The sequence below is a fragment of the Qingshengfaniella alkalisoli genome, assembly GCF_007855645.1.
In the GTDB taxonomy this organism is placed as follows: domain Bacteria; phylum Pseudomonadota; class Alphaproteobacteria; order Rhodobacterales; family Rhodobacteraceae; genus Qingshengfaniella; species Qingshengfaniella alkalisoli.
On sequence record NZ_CP042261.1, the window covers coordinates 903,570 to 923,760 of the forward strand.

The following is a 20,191-nucleotide window of genomic DNA, read 5'->3' on the forward strand; positions in this document are numbered from 1 at the left end:
TCCCATGCGCTTGAAACTTGTTCCTGACGAAATGAACTGGGATTTCTTCCGTCTTTGGAAGATCACAACCGGTGTCTCCGTTGTGGCTATGATCGCGTCGGTGCTGCTGTTCTTCACCATGGGGCTGAATTTCGGCATCGATTTCCGCGGCGGGACGACCATTCGCACGGAATCGACCCAGGCCGTCGATGTGGGCGCTTATCGTGATGCCATTGCGCCGCTGGGTCTGGGCGATGTGGCGATCACCGAAGTCTTCGACACCAGTTTCGATGCCGACCAGCATGTGGCCATGATCCGGATCGAGGCACAGGGTGACGGCGATGAAAGTGCGTCCGTCGCGACCATCAATGCCGTCGAAGCGGCGCTGCAGGAAATCGATCCAAGCATCACATTTCCTGCGGTGGAATCGGTTGGACCGAAGGTGTCTGGCGAGTTGGTCCAGACGGCCGTCTGGTCCGTCGTTCTGGCGATCGGGGCAGTGCTGTTCTACATCTGGTTGCGGTTTGAATGGCAGTTTTCACTAGGTGCCGTTCTGGCGCTGGTGCATGATATTACCCTGACGATCGGCGTGTTCAGCTTGCTGCAAATCCGTTTCGATCTTGCGATCATCGCCGCGCTTCTGACGATCGTGGGCTATTCGCTGAACGACACGGTGGTCGTCTTTGACCGCGTTCGGGAAAACCTGCGCAAGTACAAGCGCAAGGCATTGAAAGAGGTGCTAAACCTATCGATCAACGAGACGCTAAGCCGTACCATGATGACCTCGCTGACCACGCTTATTGCGTTGTTCGCCCTGTTCATTCTGGGCGGTGACGTGATCCGGGGCTTTGTCTTTGCCATGATGTGGGGCATTTTCGTCGGCACCTATTCGTCGGTCTTCATCGCGTCTACCATCCTGTGGCGTCTGGGCGTCAAACGCGACTGGACGAAATCCGACGCCAACCAAGGCAACCAGTTTGCCAATGTGGGCAAATAGGAGCGAGCCTTGCGCCTGAACGAAGTCACTTATCCCGAAGGCAAGCCCGTGGACGGTTACGGCCCGGGCTTCTTTCGGGTGGATGGCGAAGTGATCGAAGGTGCTATGCTGGTGGGGCCGGATGGGGTCGCCCTTTGGGGGGGCTATGCGGATGACAGTACGCTGCTCGCGCTTCAGGGCAGGGTGGATGTGCTCTTTATCGGCACAGGCGCAGAGGTTGCGCATATCCCCAAGGCCTTGCGGGACCCGCTGGAAGAGGCGGGACTTGGCGTCGAGGCGATGGCCAGCCCGGCCGCTTGTCGCACCTACAACGTGTTATTATCCGAAGGCCGCCGCGTCGCAATCGCTGCGCTGCCAGTGTGACGGCAAAAGGCTCGTTGCTGACCGTGGACGCGCTGTCCTGCGCCCGCGGCGGAAGGCGGGTTGTCGAAGGGCTGTCATTTTCGATCCGGGCAGGTGATGCAGTGGCGCTGCGCGGCCCGAACGGGATTGGGAAAACGACGGTGCTGCGGTGCATCGCAGGACTACAACCGGTCGAGGCAGGGCAGATCGCACTGCCGGATGACGCCATTGCCTATGCCGGGCACCTGGACGGGCTGAAAGCGACCCTGACCGTTTCCGAGAATCTGTCGTTCTGGGCGTCTGTTTTTGGCGGCGGCAAAATGTCGGACGCATTGAAGGTGTTTGATCTGAAAGACCTCGAAGACCGGCCCGTAAACCAACTGTCGGCAGGGCAAAAGCGCCGTCTGGGGCTTGCGCGGCTGATCGTGTCGGGGCGCCCTTTATGGGTGTTGGATGAGCCGACGGTATCGCTCGACAGTGCTGCCGTCACGCGGTTTGCAGATATTCTGAAAACGCATTGTGCACATGGCGGGGCGGTGCTGGCGGCGACGCATCTTGATATGGGCTTCGTCATGCGAGAGATAGATCTGAGCGCATACCGCGCGCAATCCCAAACCCAGATGCGTCGCAGCGACGAGGCGTTTCTGTGATCGCTTTGTTGAAACGTGATCTGACGCTGGCGGTGCGGGCAGGAGGCGGCTTCGGCCTCGGGCTGTGCTTTTTCCTGATCGTCACGGTGCTGGTGCCCTTCGCCGTGGGACCGGAAGCCGCCGTGCTGTCGCGGATCGCGTCAGGGGTGCTGTGGCTTGGCGCGTTGCTTGCGTGCTTGCTGTCGCTCGACCGGATCTTCGCGCTGGATTACGAAGACGGGACACTGGAGCTATTGCTGACCTCGCCGCTGCCGCTGGAAGGCGTGGTCGCGGTGAAGGCCTGTGCGCATTGGCTGACGACCGGATTACCGCTGACGCTGGCCGCTCCGTTTCTTGGCGTGCTGCTCAACCTTCCGGCGCATGCAGGCGTGTGGCTCCTGCTATCATTGCTGATCGGAACACCGGCACTAAGCTTGATCGGTGCGTTCGGCGCGGCGCTGACCGTGGGGCTGAAACGGGGCGGGTTGCTGTTGTCGCTGTTGGTGTTGCCACTTTTTGTCCCAACGCTGATTTTTGGGGCGGAGCTCGCGCGGCGCGGGGGCGAGGGGATGAGCATCGCAACACCCGCCCTGCTGCTTGCGGCGATCTCGCTTGGTTGCGTGGCGCTGCTGCCATTTGCCTCGGCTGCGGCAATCCGTATCAATTTACGATAGGAGTTTCGCCCAAATGCCGATTGCCCCCGACCCGCACGGAGCCTAAATCGTATCCATGTCTCTTTGGGAATATGCCAACCCGCGAAAATTCATGCAGTTGTCCGATCGGCTGCTGCCTGTCTTCGCGTGGACAAGTGCCGTCACGTTGCTGATCGGGCTTATCTGGGGCTTTTTCTTTACGCCCGACGATTACCGGCAGGGAGCGACCGTCAAGATTATCTATCTGCATGTGCCCTCCGCCCTGATGGCAATTAATGCGTGGTTCATGATGTTGGTCGCCTCGCTGATTTGGTTGGTCCGGCGGCACCATGTGTCGGCCTTGGCTGCACGTGCTGCGGCACCCGTCGGACTGGTCATGACGTTGATTGCCTTGGCCACAGGCGCGATCTGGGGGCAGCCGATGTGGGGCACCTTCTGGGCCTGGGATCCGCGGCTGACGTCGTTCTTGATCCTGTGCCTGTTCTATCTGGGGTATATCGCGTTGTGGAACGCCTTCGATGACCCCGACACCGCGGCGGACCTCACCTCAGTTCTGTGCCTGGTCGGAACGGTTTTCGCCCTTCTGTCACGTTATGCAGTGTTGTTCTGGAATCAGGGGCTGCATCAGGGCGCATCGCTGTCGCTGGACAAGGAAGAAAACGTGTCGAACGTGTTCTATTACCCGCTTCTTCTGTGCATGGCCGGATTTGTAACGCTGTTTGTCGCCCTGGTGCTTCTGCGGACGCGGACTGAAATCCGCCTGCGCCGCATCCGCGCATTGCAAGCGCAAGAAAGATACGCCGATGCTACCTGAACTGGGAAAATACGCCGGCACGGTTCTGGCCGCGTATGGCACGAGCGCGGTGCTGTTGATCGGACTGGTCCTGCTCAGCCTGCGCCGGAGCCGCGTTGTCCGTCGACAACTCGAACGTATCGAACGGGAGCGTCACTGAATGCCGAAGTTTTCGCCGCTACTCATCGTGCCGCCGGTGGCCTTCGCAGCGCTTTCCGCGATGTTTATCGCAGGAATGCAGCGCGAGAACCCGGACGCTCTGCCGTCCACCCGTACGGGGCAACCGGCTCCGGAAATCGCAGTGACGCCATTGGCTGAACTGCCGGTGTTTGACGCCGAGATGCTTAAGCAGGATGGCGTAAAGCTGGTGAATTTCTGGGCAAGCTGGTGCGCGCCATGCCGCGTCGAGCATCCGGTGCTGGAACAACTCGCCGACGAAGGCGTGACCATCTACGGTGTGAACTACAAGGACACGCCGGACAATGCGGTGGGTTTCCTGAACGAGCTTGGCAACCCGTATGCGGCCATTGGTGCGGATCAGACGGGCCGTATGGGGATCGAGTGGGGACTTTACGGCGTGCCCGAGACCTTTGTTATTGATGGCGATGGGACCGTTGTGTTCCGCTTTGCGGGCCCGGTGACCAGCCGTGTCCTTTCGGAACAACTAAGGCCGGAAATGGAAAAGGCCGCACAGTCCTTGGACTAGGCGACCTGTTCTTCGGCAGGGTCGTAGGGCTTATCTGCCCCAGGTCCGTATCGGACCGCAATCCATGTGAACGAAGTTGGACCGTGAATACCGGCCAACGCCACCGGCCTTGCAGGCCGCAGCGGCGCTGGCGATCTGAGAGACGCTGCGACCATTGACGCGTAGATCGGCGGCCTGGCCTTTCATATGCAGCGAGTTTCTAGCAACGCCGGACGAACGACTACGCAGCATCGCGTTGGTCTGAGGCGACCGATAGCCCGACAGCATCATGTAGGGTTCGTCAATGTCCAGCAGCCCATGCGCCGCCGCCATCACATCCATTGTGCGATAGTCGATTGGCTTCACAGAATTTTGCCGCCAGTCCCGCATGAATGTGCTGATTTCATCCATGGCGGGTTTGATATACTTGCCATCGACCCAATAGATCATGTCGATGCTTTCACCCGTCCGCCCGGAATACATGCGAAGGCGCCGGACATCGCCAGCGCCTTTAAGAAATCCAAAAGCCTTGCTGTAGGTCGGTGCGGCCGCGACCGTCGTCGCAGCAAACGCAGCCAATAGGCTACGCCGAGTGAACACACCGGAGGAGCGCCCGTTTTCAGTAGTCATGCCTGTCCTGCCATTACAGGGCCACATTCGCGGCCATTTTCATAAACCATCCCACAAACTGCCTTATGACACAAGATTTCTGTGCATCCAAAGCCCCGGGTCCACGTAAAGTTGGCTGACACCACGGCATGCGCGGATTCCTGCCGCAAAAATCTGAAGACATGGTTACCGTGGAAAGAGTGACCGAGCGTGTCCTTTCGGAGACAGGGCGGTCACTGTCGAAATTGTGTTTTTGTTCATCATTTCGGTTTTGGGTAACCTGAACAAAACCGAGCAGTTTATTCGAGGATTTCATGATCGCGTTCGATCTGCGTCACGCTATTCGTGGCGGTGTAATTTCTGGCCTTCTGGGGTTGGTGTCTGGGCCGTTGATGGCTCAGGACAGCGATGCGTCGCTGCGTCTTTCGATTGCGCGTGAGGTTGGGCAGTCGCGGGCCTTGTCCAGCTTCTACAAGGATCGCGATTTCGACCCGATCTGGATCGGCGGGGATGCCGATGATACGCGGCGGCGTGAAGCCTTGCTGAACGTGCTGGCACAGGCGGCTGATCACGCGCTTCCGCAAGAACGCTACAAGCAGGACCTGATCGCTTCACAGCTGCGAACGGCACGCACACCGTCGCAGCTTGCCAAGCTGGAAGCGCAGATGAGCGCGAGCTTCCTGGCCTATGCGCGCGATGTGCAAAGCGGCGTGCTGGTACCGACCCGTGTGCATCCGGGCATCAAGCGCGAAGCACCGCGCCGCAATCCGATCAAGACTTTGTCCGCCTTCGAGCAAAGCTCACCGCGGGCCTTTCTGGATCAGTTGCCACCGCAAACCGCAGAATATGCGCGGCTAATGCATGCAAAGTTCGAGATGGAGGAAACAGTCGCTCGTGGTGGTTGGGGGCCGTCTGTTGAAGCCGAGAAGATGGAAGCCGGAAGTGCAGGGGCGGAGGTGCGGGCGCTCAAGACCAAGCTCGTGGCTCTGGGATATATGCGTCGCGTGGCAAATGACCGTTTCGATGGGGCCACCCGAGACGCGGTTGTTGCGTTTCAGGCAGACCACGGTCTGGCTCAGGACGGTGTGGTCGGGCCGGGGACGCTGGCAGAGTTGAACAGAACAGCCGAGGAACGCCTGCAACAGATCATCGTCGCGATGGAACGCGAGCGTTGGCTCAACCGACCCTTGGGGCAACGCCACATCCGCGTGAACCTGACCGATTTCACTGCCAAGATCATCGACAATGGGAAGGTCACTTTCGAGACGCGTTCCGTCATTGGCAAGTCTCGGCTGGATCATCAGTCGCCGGAATTTTCGGATGTGATGGAGTTCATGGTGGTGAACCCGACCTGGAATGTTCCCCGCTCGATTACGACGAAGGAGTACTTGCCGCAGCTACAGCGTAATCCAAACGCGGTTCCGCATCTGCAATTGATCGACAATAGCGGGCAACCCGTGTCACGGCAGGCCGTGAATTTCCGTGCATATAACGCGCGCAATTTCCCGTTCCGTCTGAAGGAGCCGCCAAGCCAGGGCAACGCGTTGGGCTTGGTCAAGTTCATGTTCCCGAACAAGTACAACATCTATCTGCATGACACCCCGTCCAAATCGCTCTTCGCGCGGGAAACGCGGGCCTATAGCCATGGCTGTATCCGGTTGGGTGATCCGTTCGATTTCGCCTATGCGCTGCTTGCGCCGCAAACGGATGACCCGCAGGCCCTGTTCAAAAAAAGGCTGAACACCCGACGTGAAAACACCATCATGCTGGACACCCCGGTTCCGGTGCATCTGATTTACCGCACAGCGTTCACGCAGCCCGAAGGCCGCACCCAGTTCCGCCGCGATGTTTATGAGCGTGATGCGCGAGTTTTTCGTGCTTTGGAGATCGCTGGGGTTACAACTCTGTCCGCGGACGGTTAAATCCTTTGGCACGTTTCTTATGAAAGGTGCCTGAGACATGCGGTTCAGGATCGACGAGATTGCGAAGGCGCTCGGCGCTCGGTTCGAGGGTGATGCGAGCCTCACCGTTACCTCTGCGGCGGAGCCCGCCAGCGCGACGCCCAATGACCTGGCATTGGCGATGGATCCCAAATATGCTGATGGGCTGCAACAAGGCGGCGCGCGAGCTGCGATCCTCTGGGACGGCGCGGATTGGCGGGGCTTCGGACTAGAAGCTGCACTTTACGTACCACGCCCGCGCTATGCGATGGCGACGCTTACGAAGACTCTCGATACCGGTCCGGAGATCGGCGACGGCATTCATCCATCGGCAGTGATCGATCCGAGTGCACGACTTGGTGCAGGTGCCTCTATCGGTCCGTTCGTGGTGATTGGTGCAAACACGGTCATCGGAGACAACGCCCGTATCGCCGAGCATGTTTCCATCGGCGCGGACTGCCAGATCGGGGAGAGTGTGCTGGTCCATGCAGGTGTGCGGATCGCCCACCGTGTCCGGATTGGTGACGGCGTGATTCTTCATCAGGGATGCGTGCTTGGCGCGGATGGATTTTCCTTTGTGACGCCCGAGAAATCAGCGGTCGAAAATATACGTGAAACGCTGGGGTCTGACCGTGGAGCCGATGCGGAACAGCACTGGACGCGCATCCATTCGCTAGGCGGCGTGGAGATCGGCGATGATGTGGAAATCGGTGCCAATGCCACGTTGGACAGCGGCACGATCCGTGCCACGCGTGTCGGGCGGGGCACCAAAATCGACAATCTGGTTCATCTTGGCCACAACGTTCAAGTGGGTGAAGACTGCCTTCTATGCGGTCAGGTCGGCGTTGCCGGTTCATCACGGATCGGCAATCGTGTGGTGCTTGCCGGTCAGGTCGGCGTGAATGACAATATCTTCGTGGGCGATGATGTGGTTGCCGGGGGTGCAACGAAAATATTCACCAACGCACCTAACGGGCGGGTTTTGCTCGGCTATCCCGCGATGAAAATGGACACTCATGTCGAGGTCTATAAAGCCCTGCGCCGATTGCCCCGCCTTTTCCGTGAGGTCAGGGAAATCCAAAAAGCGGTTTCAAAGGCCGAGGAAAAAGACTAAATCAGCGACAATACAGGCTGGGAGAAGACTGCATGACGGTCCGCGACAAGGTTATCGAAATCATTGCCGAACAGGCCGTGCTAGATGTTAGCGATATTTCTCTCGACCAGTCGCTTGCGGATCTGGGGATAGACAGCCTCGGTCTGGTGGAAAGCATCTTCGCAATAGAGGAAGCTTTCGACATCCAGGTGCCGTTCAATGCCAATGAGCCTGAGAAAAGCGATTTCGATATTTCCTCCGTTCAGGCGATTGTGTCGGCAGTTGAGGGGCTGGTGGCCGATCAGCAATCATGAAACGCGTGGTCATAACCGGGCAGGGTACGATCAATGCGCTCGGAAAATCCGTTAATGAAACGCTCGACGCGATGCGTGAGGGGCGCTGTGGGATCGGTCAACTGAGCATCCGCGATGTCGAACGCCTGTCCATTCAAATTGGTGGGCAGGTCCGGGACTACGACGCCGAGACCCATTTCAACCGCCAGCAAATCGCGCTCTACGACCGCTTCACGCAGTTCACGCTGATTGCCGCTGAAGAGGCGATCAAACAGTCCGGGCTGTCCTTCGAGGGCGAGTTGGCCGCGCAGTCGGGCGTAATCCTTGGAACAGCCGGTGGCGGGATGCAGACCTCGGACGAAAACTACCGGTCCGTCTACGAGGATGGTAAGAACCGGGTCCATCCGTTTGTTGTGCCGAAGCTGATGAACAACGCTGCCTGTAGTCACCTGTCAATGAACTACAACCTGATGGGGCCGAGCTTCACAGTGGCGACGGCTTGTGCGTCATCGAACCATGCGATGGGCCAGGCGTTCCACCTGATCCGTGGCGGTGGGGCCAAGGTCGTCATGGCTGGCGGTTCCGAATCCATGCTGTGCTTCGGTGGTGTGAAAGCGTGGGAAGGGCTGCGGGTCATGTCCCGAGATGCATGTCGCCCGTTTTCCGCCAACCGTAACGGAATGGTGCAGGGGGAAGGTGCGGCGGTGTTCGTGTTCGAGGAATTTGAACACGCGAAGGCCCGCGGCGCGGATATTCTGGCCGAGGTGATCGGCTTTGCCATGACGTCGGATGCGTCGGATATCGTGATGCCGTCGAAGCAAGGCGCTGCGCGTGCGATCAGGGGCGCCATTGCGGATGCGCAGGTGCCATTGGAAAGCGTGGGTTACATTAACGCGCATGGGACCGGCACCGCCGCCAATGACAAAACGGAATGCGCTGCGGTTGCAGATGTTTTCGGGGCGCATGCCGATGACCTGATGATTTCGTCAACCAAATCCATGCACGGCCATGTCATCGGCGGCACAGGCGCAGTGGAGCTTCTGGCCTGTATCATGGCCTTGCGCGAAGGCGTGATCGCCCCGACCATCGGCTATGAAGAATCCGATCCTGAGTGTGCGTTGGATGTTGTGCCCAACGAGGCGCGGGATGCGAAGGTCGATGTGGTGATGTCGAACGCGTTCGCCTTTGGTGGGCTGAACGCGGTGCTGGCTCTGCGCAAGGTCTAAGACGGCACCGCGATCTGATCTGATTACTGCGCCGGAGGTGTCAGCGTTTGCTGTGCATCTTCCGGTTGTGGCAGGGCGCTGACTGCATCGAAAGCAGCCGTAAAGCCCGACAGCGATACTTGAAGATCAACCGTGCGATCCGGCGCAGCCATTGGTACGATCTGTACATGCGCTTCGCTACCAGCTTTCATGTTGTTCACTTCCGCTTCGGTCAACCCGAGCTGCGCTACACATCCGATTTGGTTGCAGAAGGTAAAGGGGTACCGCTTGCCTTGTGCATTGCCGATGGTGAAGCTAACGCCTTCTGGCAACAGCGTGTTAAGCGGCGTCACGATCGTCGCACCAGCCGGCACCTGAGCTGTATCGGGAAGCGGGAAGATGTTGATTTCCGCCGTTCTTGTGCCGCTTTCGTCGCTTAGCGTCTGGTGAACCTCGCAAGGGTCCTCAACTTCATCGAGTGTCACGCAGCGCAATTGCCAGTCGGTGAAGGTTTCTTTGACATATGTTTGCCCTTGTTGGGGCCCAGTTGGCGCTGCTTCTGTGGCAGGCGCTTCTTCGGTCATGCCTTCAGTTTCGTTGGTCGCATCACCCTGATCCTGAGCGATGGCCATTCCGGCCCCCGCACACGCCACAAGGAAGGTTGAAAGGCGCAAAATCTGCATCTTGTCTCTCATTTCGTTGCTCGACATGCCAGACCGCATAGCATGCCAAGCGTTCTGTGTCAGTGATGAATGTCTCAGAGCCGTACACAAGAAAAAGGGCCCCGAAGGGCCCTTAAAAAACAGTTTTTGCTCCCTGTCGGACTGGCCGACGTCTTCAATGCCCGGAACGCTACGTTGAGTCGCAGTCTCCGTCAACAGTCATTTGTAACATGAACTAACAAGTTGAACGGCAAAGCAATCCAAGCTTGCGCAGATCGCAGGGAAAGTGTTGAAATCCGAAGGAAATACCTGCTTACCGTTGCCCAGATTGCATGAATTGGCCAGTCTAAGTGGAATAATTTTGAAAATGAAAACAATGGGTAGGAGGATCGGTGACTGAGCAGATAATGATCGGTGGTGGCGGCGAGAACTATGTGACGCCGCAATACATGCTGCTTAAGCATGCAAACCGCCATGGGCTAATCGCCGGGGCGACGGGAACCGGCAAAACCGTGACACTGCAGATTCTGGCAGAGGCACTATCCGCAGAAGGCGTGCCGGTCTTTCTGACGGATGTGAAGGGTGACCTGGGTGGGCTTGCAATGGCCGGGTCGGCCGATGCCGATACGGACGCCCCGTTCAAGGAGCGCGCGCAGAAGATCGGCTATAGCGATTACGCCTATCGCGACTGCCCGGTCACATTCTGGGATGTCTTCGGCCAAACCGGACATCCCGTTCGAGCCACGATCACGGAGATGGGCCCGCTTCTTCTGTCACGATTGCTGGAGTTGTCGGAACCACAGGAAGGGGTTCTGAACGTCGCCTTCCGCATCGCCGATGATGAGGGGCTGCCGCTTCTGGATCTCAAGGATCTTCAATCTCTTCTTGCGTGGCTGGGCGAACACCGGACCGAGGTCAGCCACCGTTACGGCGCCGTGTCCACGGCATCCATCGGCGCGATCCAGCGTCGGCTTCTGATGCTTGAAAATGACGGGGCGGCGCAGTTCTTCGGCGAGCCTGCGCTGGAACTGGTTGATCTGATGCGGATTGATGACGAGGGACGGGGGTTTGTTAACATCCTGTCCTCTGACAAGCTGATGGGATCACCGCGCCTCTATGCGACCGTGCTGCTGTGGTTGCTGTCGGAGTTGTTCGAAACTCTGCCTGAGGTTGGCGATCCGGACAAGCCCAAGCTTGTTCTGTTCTTTGATGAAGCTCATTTGCTGTTCGACGGGGCGCCCAAAACCCTGATGGACAAGCTGGAGCAGGTCGCGCGGCTGATCCGGTCCAAAGGTGTGGGTGTTTACTTCGTCACGCAGAATCCGTCCGATGTCCCGAAGGATATCCTTGGCCAGTTGGGTAATCGCATCCAACATGCCTTGCGCGCATTCACGGCGCAAGATCGCAAGGCGCTGAAGGCCGCAGCTGAGACCTATCGCGACAATCCAAGGCTCGATCTGGAAACCTGTTTGCGAGAGGTTGGCACGGGCGAGGCTGTAACCTCTATGTTGGAGAAAAAGGGCGTTCCCGGAATGGCGGAGCGCACGCTGATCTGCCCGCCACGCAGTCAGCTTGGCCCGATTCCCGACGAGACCCGTAAATCGATTCTCGCGGCATCTGCCATGGCCGGAAAATACGATACAGCCGTGGATCGGGAGTCGGCCTTCGAGATGTTGAAAGCCCGCGCAGATGCGGCCGCGAAGGAAGCAGGAAAGACCGAAACAAGGCTGGATGAGAGTGATCCGTCTGATCGCGAATTTTCTCAGGCGCGCAGATATAACGGCACGCGAGTTGGTCGATCAACGAAAGCGCGGTCCCGATCCAGTCGCAGCGATAGTGTGACGGAAGCCTTCGCCAAATCCTTCGCCCGCCAGCTTGGTACGCAATCCGGCAGGGCCATTGTGCGCGGCGTTCTGGGCGGGCTGTTCAAAGGGCGCTAGCTTTCCTCGTCTTCTAAGGTTCTTCGACCAATTGGAGTGATTTTCAACTGCGTCAGGCGGTTGTGTTCCCGCGCGACCACCTCGAACCGGAAGCCATGGAAGTTGAAGACCTGGCCGACGGTCGGGATCATCTGTGCTTCGTGTATCACGAGCCCGGCCACGGTGTTCGCCTCCGCATCCGGCAGATTCCAGTCCTTGGCGCGGTTCAGATCACGGATGGTCATTGCGCCGTCCACAAGGAAATGGCCGTCCGCGGCGCGCTCGATTCCGTCTTCCTCACCGGTGTCGAATTCGTCGGTTATTTCACCCACGATTTCTTCGAGGATGTCTTCCAGCGTGATCAACCCCTGAAGATCGCCATACTCATCGACAACCAATGCGAAATGGGTGCGGCGGCGAAGAAACTGCCGCATCTGGTCGTCAAGCGTCGTCGTTTCGGGGACGAAATACGGCTTGCGCGAAACCTTGAGCACGTTGAAGCCCTTGAGTCCTTCGCCGCGCGTCTCGTCATTGCTCATGTATTCGTGCACGCCGCGCAACAAGTCCTTGGCATGCACAACCGCGATGATATTCTCTGGATGATCGCGGAAAACGGGAAGGCGGGTGTGCGGAGAATCGAGCGCCTGGGCCAGAATTTCCTCGGGCGCAGCATCGGCGTCGATCATCTCGATGCTGGACCGGTGGCGCATGATTTCTTCCACGGTCCGGTCGCCCAGATCAAGTGCCCCCAGAAGACGGTCGCGATCTTCTTTTTGCACCACGCCTTCAGAATGGCCTAATTGAAGAGCTCCGACGATTTCTTCGCGTACGGCCAGGATGTTGCTTCCAGGGGCGATCTTTACGCCGAATACGGACAAGATTCCGCGAACGAAGAACCGCACCGCTCCAACCAGCGGAGACAGCACGGTGATAACCGGCGCAACGACCGGGGCGCTGAGCGACGCCGCGCGTTCAGGGGCCGAGATCGAATAGGTTTTGGGAAGAACTTCGGCAAAGACGAGCACCAGAACTGTCATCACCAGCGTCGCGACCGCAACACCGGAATCGCCAAATGTGCGGGTGAACAAGGCGGTGGCCAAGGCGGTCGACAGAATGTTGGCCATATTGTTGCCCAGTAGAATGCCGCCAATCAAACGTTCACTGTCGTCGGTCAGTTCCAGCGCCTTGGCGGCACCGGCGGAACCGCTATCCGCCTGAGAGCGCAGTTTGCCGCGCGACGCGGCCGTGAGTGCCGTCTCGGATCCCGAAAAGAACGCCGAGCAGAACAGCAGCAACAGGATCGCGCCGGCGCTAACCCAAAAGGTTACGTCCAGAAGCGCAGAGCTTTCTTCCATGAAATGTCACCAGATCAGCCAATAATGGATCTACTGTGCGTTTGCGCGATCCGTACTGCAAGGGGGAGAGGCTGCGCATGCTGACGCAGCCTCATGAGATCAGTCATCGATCGTGCCGTTGTCTTCATCATCCTCATCGCCTTGTTCAGCGATCCAGGCGACGGAGACGACTTCTTCACCCGGCGCCGTGTTGAAGACCTTCACGCCACCAGCAGCGCGGGACCGGAATGAGATTCCTTCGACCGGACAACGGATCGACTGGCCCGTGGACGTGGCCAGCATGACCTGATCGCCCATCTCGACCGGGAAGCAGGCAACCAGCGGCCCGCCACGCATCGCGCGATCCATCGCGGCTACACCCATGCCACCGCGGCCGCGGACCGGGTAGTCGTGGGTAGAGGTCAGCTTGCCCGACCCGTTGGCCGTGATTGTCAGAAGAAGCTCTTCAGAAGCGGACATTTCGGCATAGCGGTCGGGGGACAGGGCGACCTCGCCCACGGCTTCATCGTCCTCGTTCTCGGCATCATTCGCCATACCAGCAACGGCACGGCGCATTTTCAGATAGGTGGCGCGTTCTTCCGGGCTGGCCTCGAAATGGCGGATCACGGCCATGGAGACGACCCGATCATCTTCGTTCAGGCGTACGCCACGTACACCCGTCGATCCGCGCCCCTTGAATATCCGAACATCGGTACTGCGAAAGCGGATTGCACGACCGGAGGCGGTGACAAGCATCACGTCATCATCTTCGCTGCAGATGCGCGCTCGGACCAAAGATACCCCTTCGGGCAATTTCATCGCGATCTTGCCGTTGCGCATGACGTTGGTGAAATCGGACAGGGCGTTCCGGCGCACGTCACCAGAAGACGTCGCAAAGACGATCTGCAGATTGTCCCATTCGTCCTCTGGTGCATCCACGGGCATGACCGACGCCACCGAAACACCGGTTTCGATCGGCAGGATATTCACGATCGCCTTGCCACGCGAACTGCGGCTGCCAAGCGGCAACTGCCACGTTTTCAGCTTATAGACCATGCCGTCGGTGGTGTAGATCAGAAGCTGTGTATGGGTGTTCGCGACAAACATCCGCGTGACGACGTCATCATCTTTCAAGCCGCCACCGGACAGGCCCTTGCCCCCGCGCTTCTGCGCCCGGAAATCCGCAAGAGGTGTCCGCTTGATGTAGCCCGTTTCCGTCACGGTCACGACCATGTCTTCGCGCTCGATCAGGTCCTCGTCATCCATGTCACCGGACCAGTCCACGATCTCGGTGCGGCGAGGAACGGCGAACTGGTCTTTGACCTCTGCCAACTCTGACGAGATGATGTTCATGATCCGCTCGCGCGAACGCAGGATATCCAGATAGTCGCGGATCTTTGCGGCCAGTTCCTGCAGTTCATCCGTGACTTCCTTGACGCCTATCTGCGTCAGCCGTTGCAGGCGCAATTCAAGGATCGCACGCGCTTGCGCCTCGGACAGGTTATAGGTCCCGTCATCATTCATCGTGTGGCTGGGATCGTCGATCAGTTGGATGTATTCGGCGATGTCAGAGGCCGGCCAACGGCGCGTCATCAACTTTTCACGCGCCTCTGCGGCGTCTGCCGACGAACGGATGCTGGCTACAACCTCATCCACATTCGACACAGCCACGGCCAGACCGCACAGCACATGGCTGCGTTCACGTGCCTTGTTCAACTCGAAAGCCGTGCGGCGCGCGACGACCTCTTCGCGGAAACCGATGAAAGAAGTCAGGAACTTGCGCAGCGTCAGTTGCTCTGGCCGGCCACCGTTCAGTGCCAGCATGTTGCACCCGAACGACGTTTGCATCTGCGTGAAACGGAACAGCTGGTTCAGCACGACATCGGGTGTCGCGTCGCGCTTCAACTCGATCACCACGCGAACGCCGACACGGTCGGATTCGTCCTGCACATGCGCGATGCCTTCCAACCGCTTTTCGCGCACCAGATCGGCGATCTTTTCGATCATCGCGGCCTTGTTGACCTGGTAGGGGATCTCGTCCAGCACGATCGCATAACGGTCCTTGCGGATTTCCTCGATCCGCGTCTTGGCACGCAGGATCACGCTGCCACGACCTTCGAGATAGGCCTTGCGCGCCCCGGATCGGCCCAGGATCACACCGCCCGTCGGAAAATCGGGGCCGGGGATGTAGTCCATCAACTGTTCGGAATCGAGATCGGGGTTCTCGATCAATGCCTGCGTTGCGTCGATCACCTCGCCCAGGTTATGCGGCGGGATATTCGTGGCCATGCCTACGGCAATACCTCCAGCGCCGTTGACAAGCATGTTTGGAAAGCGCGCGGGCAGGACAGAAGGCTCGCGGTCCTTGCCGTCATAATTGTCCTGATAGTCGACCGTATCCTTGTCGATATCCGCCAACAGGAAGCTGGCGGGCTTGTCCATCCGGACCTCGGTGTAACGCATGGCCGCCGCACCATCGCCATCCATAGACCCGAAATTTCCTTGCCCATCCAGCAAGGGAAGGGACATTGAAAAGGGCTGCGCCATCCGGACCAGTGCGTCATAGATCGCGCTATCACCATGCGGGTGGTATTTACCCATTGTGTCGCCGACAGGACGCGCCGATTTGCGGTATGCCTTGTCATGCGTATTGCCGGTTTCGTGCATGGCGAACAGGATGCGCCGATGCACCGGTTTCAGCCCGTCGCGCAGATCGGGGATCGCACGGCTGACGATAACGCTCATCGCGTAATCGAGATAGGACGACCGCATTTCATCCGCGATGGAAATCGCCGGGCCGTCATATGCCGGTCGCTTCGGGTTTTCGTCTTCGTTTTCAGGCGTTTCCGGTGTGTCGTTCACGTATCTCGACCTTACTGCTCAGATGCCTCAAAGGGCTTTGGGGGGTTATATCAGAGGGCGGGACAGACCTGCAATGCCAGTGTCACAAACATGCCAGCAGCCATCACTGGAGAGTGCTAACATACTGTTTTTCTTGAAAAGTAATTTAATCAGCGCAAGCTGGTAACGGGGGACATCTGAAAGGAGACCACCAAAGTGAACGAAACCGAGATGATGTTAAAGGGCTACGGGCTGACGACGGCAGAACTTTATTACCACATGCCGGACTACGCCCACGTGCTTAACAGCTTCATATGGCAGGAATATGACCTCGCGCCGGATCACCCGCGCTTGTTCAAATTCATCGAGTTCTGGCAGAGCGAAATCGACGGGCCGCTGCATTCCGTGCGTTTCACGCATCGCAAGATGATCGCACCCGGAGAATGGCGCAATGTCACAGGCGAATTCACGTTGCACTAGCGTGACACGCGAAGCGCCTTGAGCCAAACAACAACGAGCAGGGCCGAAACAATCGCGTTCCAGCCGGCCATGGAAATTCCGGCAAGCGACCACACGATCTCGTCGCACATGACGAGGTTTGTTGGCGCGTCCGTACTCAGAAGGTCCGCACCGCCTAATCCAGTGAGCGCACCAGCATCGCCGGTGCAGGAGGATGGGCCGGGCCACCAGCCTTGCTCTACACCCGCGTGGTATGCGCCAATTGCCGCGGTGACCAGTGCGGCCAGCGCTCCAGCCGCAGGCAGCAACGCGCCCGTGAAGCGCAGGGCGAGCAGCCCGATCAACACGGCGACCAGATGCGGCCAGCGTTGCCAGAGGCACATCGGGCAGGGCGCGAGGCCGCCGATGAATTGAAATGCGAGCGCACCGAGCAGAAGTGCTGCGGAACCGCCCGTGGCAGCGAGGATATAGATTTTGCGCGTCATCAGATGAACTTCAGTACTGCAAAGCCGCCGACCAAAAGGGCGACGAACAAGGTGAACATAAGCCCCAGGCGACGCTCGATGAAATCGCGGATGGGGTCACCAAATTTCCATAGCAGCGCAGCAACGACAAAGAACCGCAGCCCACGTGCGATGACCGATGCCACCATGAAAACGGGAAGTGACAGTGCCGTGCTCCCCGAAAGGATCGTGATCACCTTGTAGGGGAAAGGCGTGACGCCGGCAATAAGCACGGCCCAGGCGCCCCATTCATTATACTTCAATGCGAAGGCCTCAAAATAGGCGTCCTTGCCGTAGAATTCCAGAACGGGCCGCCCGATGCTGTCGAACATCGCATAACCGATCCAGTACCCGAACAGCCCGCCGACGACAGATGAAACCGTCGCAACGCCCGCGATCAGAAACGCTCGTCTGGGCGCAGCGATGATCATCGGGATCATCAACACATCCGGGGGAATCGGGAAAACGGAACTCTCGACGAAGGCGACAACGGCAAGGGCCAGCAGCGCATAGCGGGTTTCGGCAAGCTCGATTGTCCAGCCATAGAGGCGTCGCAGCATTCATGTCCCTCCGGTTTGGGCAAGTTAAGACGTGCTGCATGCGCAAACGTCAAGGGGCGTTGCCTCCATGCATTGAGGCCGCTAGGCATCGCTCGCAACTGTGAGGATGGTATGGCGCGCATCGAAGCAACAATCAGATGGTTCGCAAGAACCCTGGCGATCGCTGCGGGGTTCATCCTGTTGGCCATGTCGGCGATCACGATTGCTTCGGTATCCGGTCGTGCGTTGGCCGGGCTTGGCATCCGGCCCATCCGCGGCGATTTCGAATTGATCGAGATGGGATGCGCCATTGTGGTGTTCAGCGTGCTGCCCTGGTGCCAGGTAATGCGCGGCCATGTCACGGTCGATGCGCTGGCGGAACGGTTGCCGGCACGAATCGGTCGCGGATTGACGATCATCGGCAATGTTGCGCTGAGCCTGTGTAGCGGGGTCATCCTGTGGCGACTATGGCTGGGTTTTGGTGAAAGATTTCCGTTTGGAAGTGATATCTTACGGGCCGTTCTGTCGCTAGGAGACAAACCGTTCTACGTGGAAACGAGCTATGAACTTCTGATTCCGGTCTGGATCCCTTACGTGCTGTGTCTGCCCGGTGCGGTGCTGTTCTTTGTAACCTGTCTTTGGTCGGTTGCCATGCCCTCCAGCCAGTCTCGCAAGGTGGCGTGACATGGAGGGCCTGGCACTCGCAGGGTTCGGCTTTGTCGCGATGTTAACCGCAATCTTCCTGCGTGTTCCCGTTGCCGCCGCGATGGCAATGACGGGTTTCTTCGGTAGTTGGATCGTGATCGGAACGCCCAACGCCGCGCTGAGCCAGTTGAAAACGCTCAGCTACGACAGTTTTGCCAGCTATTCGCTGTCCATCGTGCCCCTGTTTCTTCTGATGGGGCATGTTGCCACGCGCTCGGGTATAAGCGCTGCGTTGTTTCGGGCGGCCAGCGCATGGGTCGGTCACCGGCGCGGTGGTATTGCCATGGCCGCGATCGGGGCCTCGGCGGGTTTTGGCGCGGTCTGCGGGTCTTCGCTGGCGACCGCCGCGACGATGGGCCAGGTGGCGCTGCCTGAAATGCGCAGACGCGGCTACTCCGATGCTCTATCCACAGGCGTTCTGGCGGCGGGCGGCACTCTGGGCATCCTGATCCCGCCATCTGTGATTCTCGTGATCTATGCGATACTGACCGAACAGAACCTCGTGAAAATGTTCGCTGCGGCAATGGTGCCGGGTGTGCTGGCCGCGTTGGGATACATCGTGACCGTGCAGATCATCGCGTGGCGCAAACCCTCGACCGCGCCGACGGTGGAACGCGTCCCTGTGCCCATGCGCTGGAAAGCGCTCGCAAGCGTTTGGCCGGTCGCCACGATCTTTGCATTGGTCATGGGGGGCATCATCGGCGATTGGGACTGGAGCCGCCCCGATGTCCAGGCCTTGTTCACGCCAACAGAGGGCGCGGCCTTCGGCGCGGTGACCACGACGCTTTACGCGGTGATGTTCGGCGGGTTGCGCTGGAGCGGCCTGCGTGACGCGTTTCTGGAAACGGCAGCCGCGACCGGCATGATCTTCCTGATTCTGCTCGGAGCACAGCTTTTCAACAGTTTTCTGGCCTTCACCCAGACGCCGCAACAATTGGCGCAGATGGTGTTGGGAAGTGGCCTGTCACCTTACGCGGTTATGGCGTTGATTCTCGTCTTCTACCTGATCTTCGGTTGCGTGATGGACAGCCTGTCGATGATCCTTCTGACGGTCCCGGTATTTTTTCCGATCATCGCCGCGCTTGATTTTGGACTGGGTGCAGAGGAGACGGCAATCTGGTTCGGTATCCTGGCCCTGATCGTGGTGGAAGTTGGATTGATCACGCCGCCAGTGGGCATGAACCTGTTCATTATCAATCGAATAGATCCTGATGTCCCGATCAGTGAAACCTATCGAGGCGTCCTGCCGTTTATTATTTCGGATTTGATCCGCGTGGTGTTGCTGATCGCGTTTCCGGTCCTCACCCTCGCGTCGGTCGACTTTCTATTTTGACGTGTAAGACGCGTTGACCCTCCCCCAACAAGTGGCTAAACGGACTGTCGGTGGCCCGAGTGGCGGAATGGTAGACGCAGGGGATTCAAAATCCCCCGCTGGTAACAGCGTGAGAGTTCGAGTCTCTCCTCGGGCACCAATAATCAATAACTTCCATATTTTCCGCTACCCTTTCTTTGTGTTCGGTTTTCTCGCGGTTCCCAATGCCAGGGCCCACGTTACAATTTGTCCTTGCTATCAGTACGCTTGTATTCACCTTTATGAGATTGCTTTCGGGCATTGGGTCGGTCCTCGCGGCGGGATACGGAAGTGAGGCCATAGGCGGAAACCCGCCTTGCCTCACCGTAAGTTGTGCGTTAGCGTTGACAACATCCTGCAGTTGAAGGATGCGCAGAAAGCACTGGATGACCCGATGGCGGTTGGTTACATTTTTCTGAGTGGGCTTGTCGCCTGGGTCGCTGCGATCGTTGCCGCAGTTTTGGGTGGCTCGCTAGCAGAGGTCATAATTTCCTACTTCGTGATCGGCTTTGCGACATTCGCAACATGCATCATAGCGCTTCTGGTTCGCAAACCGGAAGTTCGCGAGGAATGGTACAGAGCTATCCAGACGCTTTTTCCACGGTGATAAAGCGCGTGTCCCACCTTCACGGATTCGTTTCTGTTATGTTCGTAGGACCG

The 20,191-nt window shown here is 58.6% G+C and carries 22 protein-coding genes and 1 tRNA gene; 17 read left to right on the forward strand and 6 right to left on the reverse strand.

Going from position 1 to position 20,191, the window contains the following annotated elements; all coding sequences use genetic code 11:
- The first annotated feature begins 4 nt into the window (after positions 1 to 4).
- The 7 genes from secF to FPZ52_RS04710 are packed head-to-tail and all read left to right on the forward strand — an operon-like array spanning position 5 to position 4,099.
- Positions 5 to 976, forward strand: a complete 972-nt coding sequence (gene secF, locus FPZ52_RS04680; protein WP_146364168.1) for a protein translocase subunit SecF — start codon at positions 5 to 7, stop codon at positions 974 to 976.
- 9 nt (positions 977 to 985) lie between these two features.
- Entirely contained in the window at positions 986 to 1,339 is a 354-nt protein-coding gene (locus FPZ52_RS04685) for an Mth938-like domain-containing protein (RefSeq protein ID WP_146364170.1), read from the forward strand.
- Positions 1,336 to 1,968 (forward strand): heme ABC exporter ATP-binding protein CcmA, encoded by a 633-nt coding sequence (ccmA, locus tag FPZ52_RS04690; RefSeq protein ID WP_240804405.1) that lies wholly within the window; start codon positions 1,336 to 1,338, stop codon positions 1,966 to 1,968. Before FPZ52_RS04685 ends, ccmA begins: the two co-directional genes overlap by 4 nt.
- Positions 1,965 to 2,621 (forward strand): heme exporter protein CcmB, encoded by a 657-nt coding sequence (gene ccmB / locus FPZ52_RS04695; protein WP_146364172.1) that lies wholly within the window; start codon positions 1,965 to 1,967, stop codon positions 2,619 to 2,621. Before ccmA ends, ccmB begins: the two co-directional genes overlap by 4 nt.
- Positions 2,622 to 2,676: 55 nt before the next feature.
- Entirely contained in the window at positions 2,677 to 3,414 is a 738-nt protein-coding gene (locus FPZ52_RS04700) for a heme ABC transporter permease (RefSeq protein ID WP_146364174.1), read from the forward strand.
- Entirely contained in the window at positions 3,404 to 3,553 is a 150-nt protein-coding gene (gene ccmD, locus FPZ52_RS04705) for a heme exporter protein CcmD (RefSeq protein WP_146364176.1), read from the forward strand. Before FPZ52_RS04700 ends, ccmD begins: the two co-directional genes overlap by 11 nt.
- Positions 3,554 to 4,099 (forward strand): DsbE family thiol:disulfide interchange protein, encoded by a 546-nt coding sequence (locus FPZ52_RS04710; protein WP_146364178.1) that lies wholly within the window; start codon positions 3,554 to 3,556, stop codon positions 4,097 to 4,099.
- A 30-nt stretch (positions 4,100 to 4,129) separates the two neighbouring features.
- On the opposite strand, the gene mepK is transcribed toward FPZ52_RS04710, so the two are convergent.
- Positions 4,130 to 4,708 (reverse strand): peptidoglycan L,D-endopeptidase MepK, encoded by a 579-nt coding sequence (mepK, locus tag FPZ52_RS04715; RefSeq protein ID WP_146364181.1) that lies wholly within the window; start codon positions 4,706 to 4,708, stop codon positions 4,130 to 4,132.
- A 293-nt stretch (positions 4,709 to 5,001) separates the two neighbouring features.
- Here mepK and FPZ52_RS04720 point away from each other — a divergent pair, with 293 nt between their 5' ends.
- Genes FPZ52_RS04720 through FPZ52_RS04735 form a run of 4 tightly spaced genes read left to right on the forward strand, consistent with a single transcriptional unit; the run spans position 5,002 to position 9,239 of the window.
- Complete coding sequence (locus tag FPZ52_RS04720; RefSeq protein ID WP_146364183.1) at positions 5,002 to 6,609, forward strand: L,D-transpeptidase family protein; 1,608 nt, start codon at positions 5,002 to 5,004, stop codon at positions 6,607 to 6,609.
- A 37-nt stretch (positions 6,610 to 6,646) separates the two neighbouring features.
- Positions 6,647 to 7,741 (forward strand): UDP-3-O-(3-hydroxymyristoyl)glucosamine N-acyltransferase, encoded by a 1,095-nt coding sequence (gene lpxD, locus FPZ52_RS04725; RefSeq protein ID WP_146364185.1) that lies wholly within the window; start codon positions 6,647 to 6,649, stop codon positions 7,739 to 7,741.
- Between the two features lie 32 nt (positions 7,742 to 7,773).
- Positions 7,774 to 8,034 carry an acyl carrier protein gene (locus FPZ52_RS04730; RefSeq protein WP_146364187.1) on the forward strand — a complete coding sequence of 87 codons (261 nt, stop codon included), beginning with the start codon at positions 7,774 to 7,776 and terminating at the stop codon, positions 8,032 to 8,034.
- On the forward strand, positions 8,031 to 9,239 hold the full coding sequence (locus FPZ52_RS04735; protein WP_146364189.1) for a beta-ketoacyl-[acyl-carrier-protein] synthase family protein: 1,209 nt from the start codon (positions 8,031 to 8,033) through the stop codon (positions 9,237 to 9,239). The genes FPZ52_RS04730 and FPZ52_RS04735 overlap by 4 nt, the downstream gene beginning before the upstream one ends.
- Positions 9,240 to 9,262: 23 nt before the next feature.
- On the opposite strand, the gene FPZ52_RS04740 is transcribed toward FPZ52_RS04735, so the two are convergent.
- Positions 9,263 to 9,901, reverse strand: a complete 639-nt coding sequence (locus tag FPZ52_RS04740; protein ID WP_168201265.1) for an invasion associated locus B family protein — start codon at positions 9,899 to 9,901, stop codon at positions 9,263 to 9,265.
- A gap of 386 nt (positions 9,902 to 10,287) precedes the next feature.
- Between FPZ52_RS04740 and FPZ52_RS04745 the strand changes: the two genes are divergently transcribed.
- Positions 10,288 to 11,820 carry a helicase HerA-like domain-containing protein gene (locus FPZ52_RS04745; RefSeq protein WP_420851708.1) on the forward strand — a complete coding sequence of 511 codons (1,533 nt, stop codon included), beginning with the start codon at positions 10,288 to 10,290 and terminating at the stop codon, positions 11,818 to 11,820.
- On the opposite strand, the gene FPZ52_RS04750 is transcribed toward FPZ52_RS04745, so the two are convergent.
- The gene (locus FPZ52_RS04750) at positions 11,817 to 13,154 is read right to left on the reverse strand and encodes an HlyC/CorC family transporter (protein WP_146364195.1); all 1,338 of its coding nucleotides are present in this window, start codon (positions 13,152 to 13,154) and stop codon (positions 11,817 to 11,819) included. The genes FPZ52_RS04745 and FPZ52_RS04750 overlap by 4 nt on opposite strands.
- Before the next feature lie 99 nt (positions 13,155 to 13,253).
- Complete coding sequence (gene gyrA / locus FPZ52_RS04755) at positions 13,254 to 15,995, reverse strand: DNA gyrase subunit A (protein ID WP_146364197.1); 2,742 nt, start codon at positions 15,993 to 15,995, stop codon at positions 13,254 to 13,256.
- 210 nt (positions 15,996 to 16,205) lie between these two features.
- Here gyrA and FPZ52_RS04760 point away from each other — a divergent pair, with 210 nt between their 5' ends.
- Entirely contained in the window at positions 16,206 to 16,454 is a 249-nt protein-coding gene (locus FPZ52_RS04760; RefSeq protein WP_146365660.1) for an usg protein, read from the forward strand.
- On the opposite strand, the gene FPZ52_RS04765 is transcribed toward FPZ52_RS04760, so the two are convergent.
- Positions 16,451 to 16,918, reverse strand: a complete 468-nt coding sequence (locus FPZ52_RS04765; RefSeq protein WP_146364199.1) for a disulfide bond formation protein B — start codon at positions 16,916 to 16,918, stop codon at positions 16,451 to 16,453. The genes FPZ52_RS04760 and FPZ52_RS04765 overlap by 4 nt on opposite strands.
- Positions 16,918 to 17,496, reverse strand: coding sequence for a YqaA family protein (locus FPZ52_RS04770; protein ID WP_146364201.1), 579 nt, complete (start codon positions 17,494 to 17,496; stop codon positions 16,918 to 16,920). The genes FPZ52_RS04765 and FPZ52_RS04770 overlap by 1 nt, the downstream gene beginning before the upstream one ends.
- Positions 17,497 to 17,607: 111 nt before the next feature.
- Here FPZ52_RS04770 and FPZ52_RS04775 point away from each other — a divergent pair, with 111 nt between their 5' ends.
- The 4 genes from FPZ52_RS04775 to FPZ52_RS04790 all read left to right on the forward strand — a co-directional run bounded on the left by FPZ52_RS04775 (position 17,608) and on the right by FPZ52_RS04790 (position 20,138).
- Positions 17,608 to 18,159 (forward strand): TRAP transporter small permease, encoded by a 552-nt coding sequence (locus tag FPZ52_RS04775; protein WP_146364203.1) that lies wholly within the window; start codon positions 17,608 to 17,610, stop codon positions 18,157 to 18,159.
- A 1-nt stretch (position 18,160) separates the two neighbouring features.
- Entirely contained in the window at positions 18,161 to 19,513 is a 1,353-nt protein-coding gene (locus FPZ52_RS04780; RefSeq protein ID WP_146364205.1) for a TRAP transporter large permease, read from the forward strand.
- Between the two features lie 53 nt (positions 19,514 to 19,566).
- Positions 19,567 to 19,652, forward strand: a tRNA-Leu gene (locus FPZ52_RS04785).
- Between the two features lie 195 nt (positions 19,653 to 19,847).
- The gene (locus tag FPZ52_RS04790; RefSeq protein WP_146364207.1) at positions 19,848 to 20,138 is read left to right on the forward strand and encodes a hypothetical protein; all 291 of its coding nucleotides are present in this window, start codon (positions 19,848 to 19,850) and stop codon (positions 20,136 to 20,138) included.
- The last annotated feature ends 53 nt before the right edge of the window (positions 20,139 to 20,191 follow it).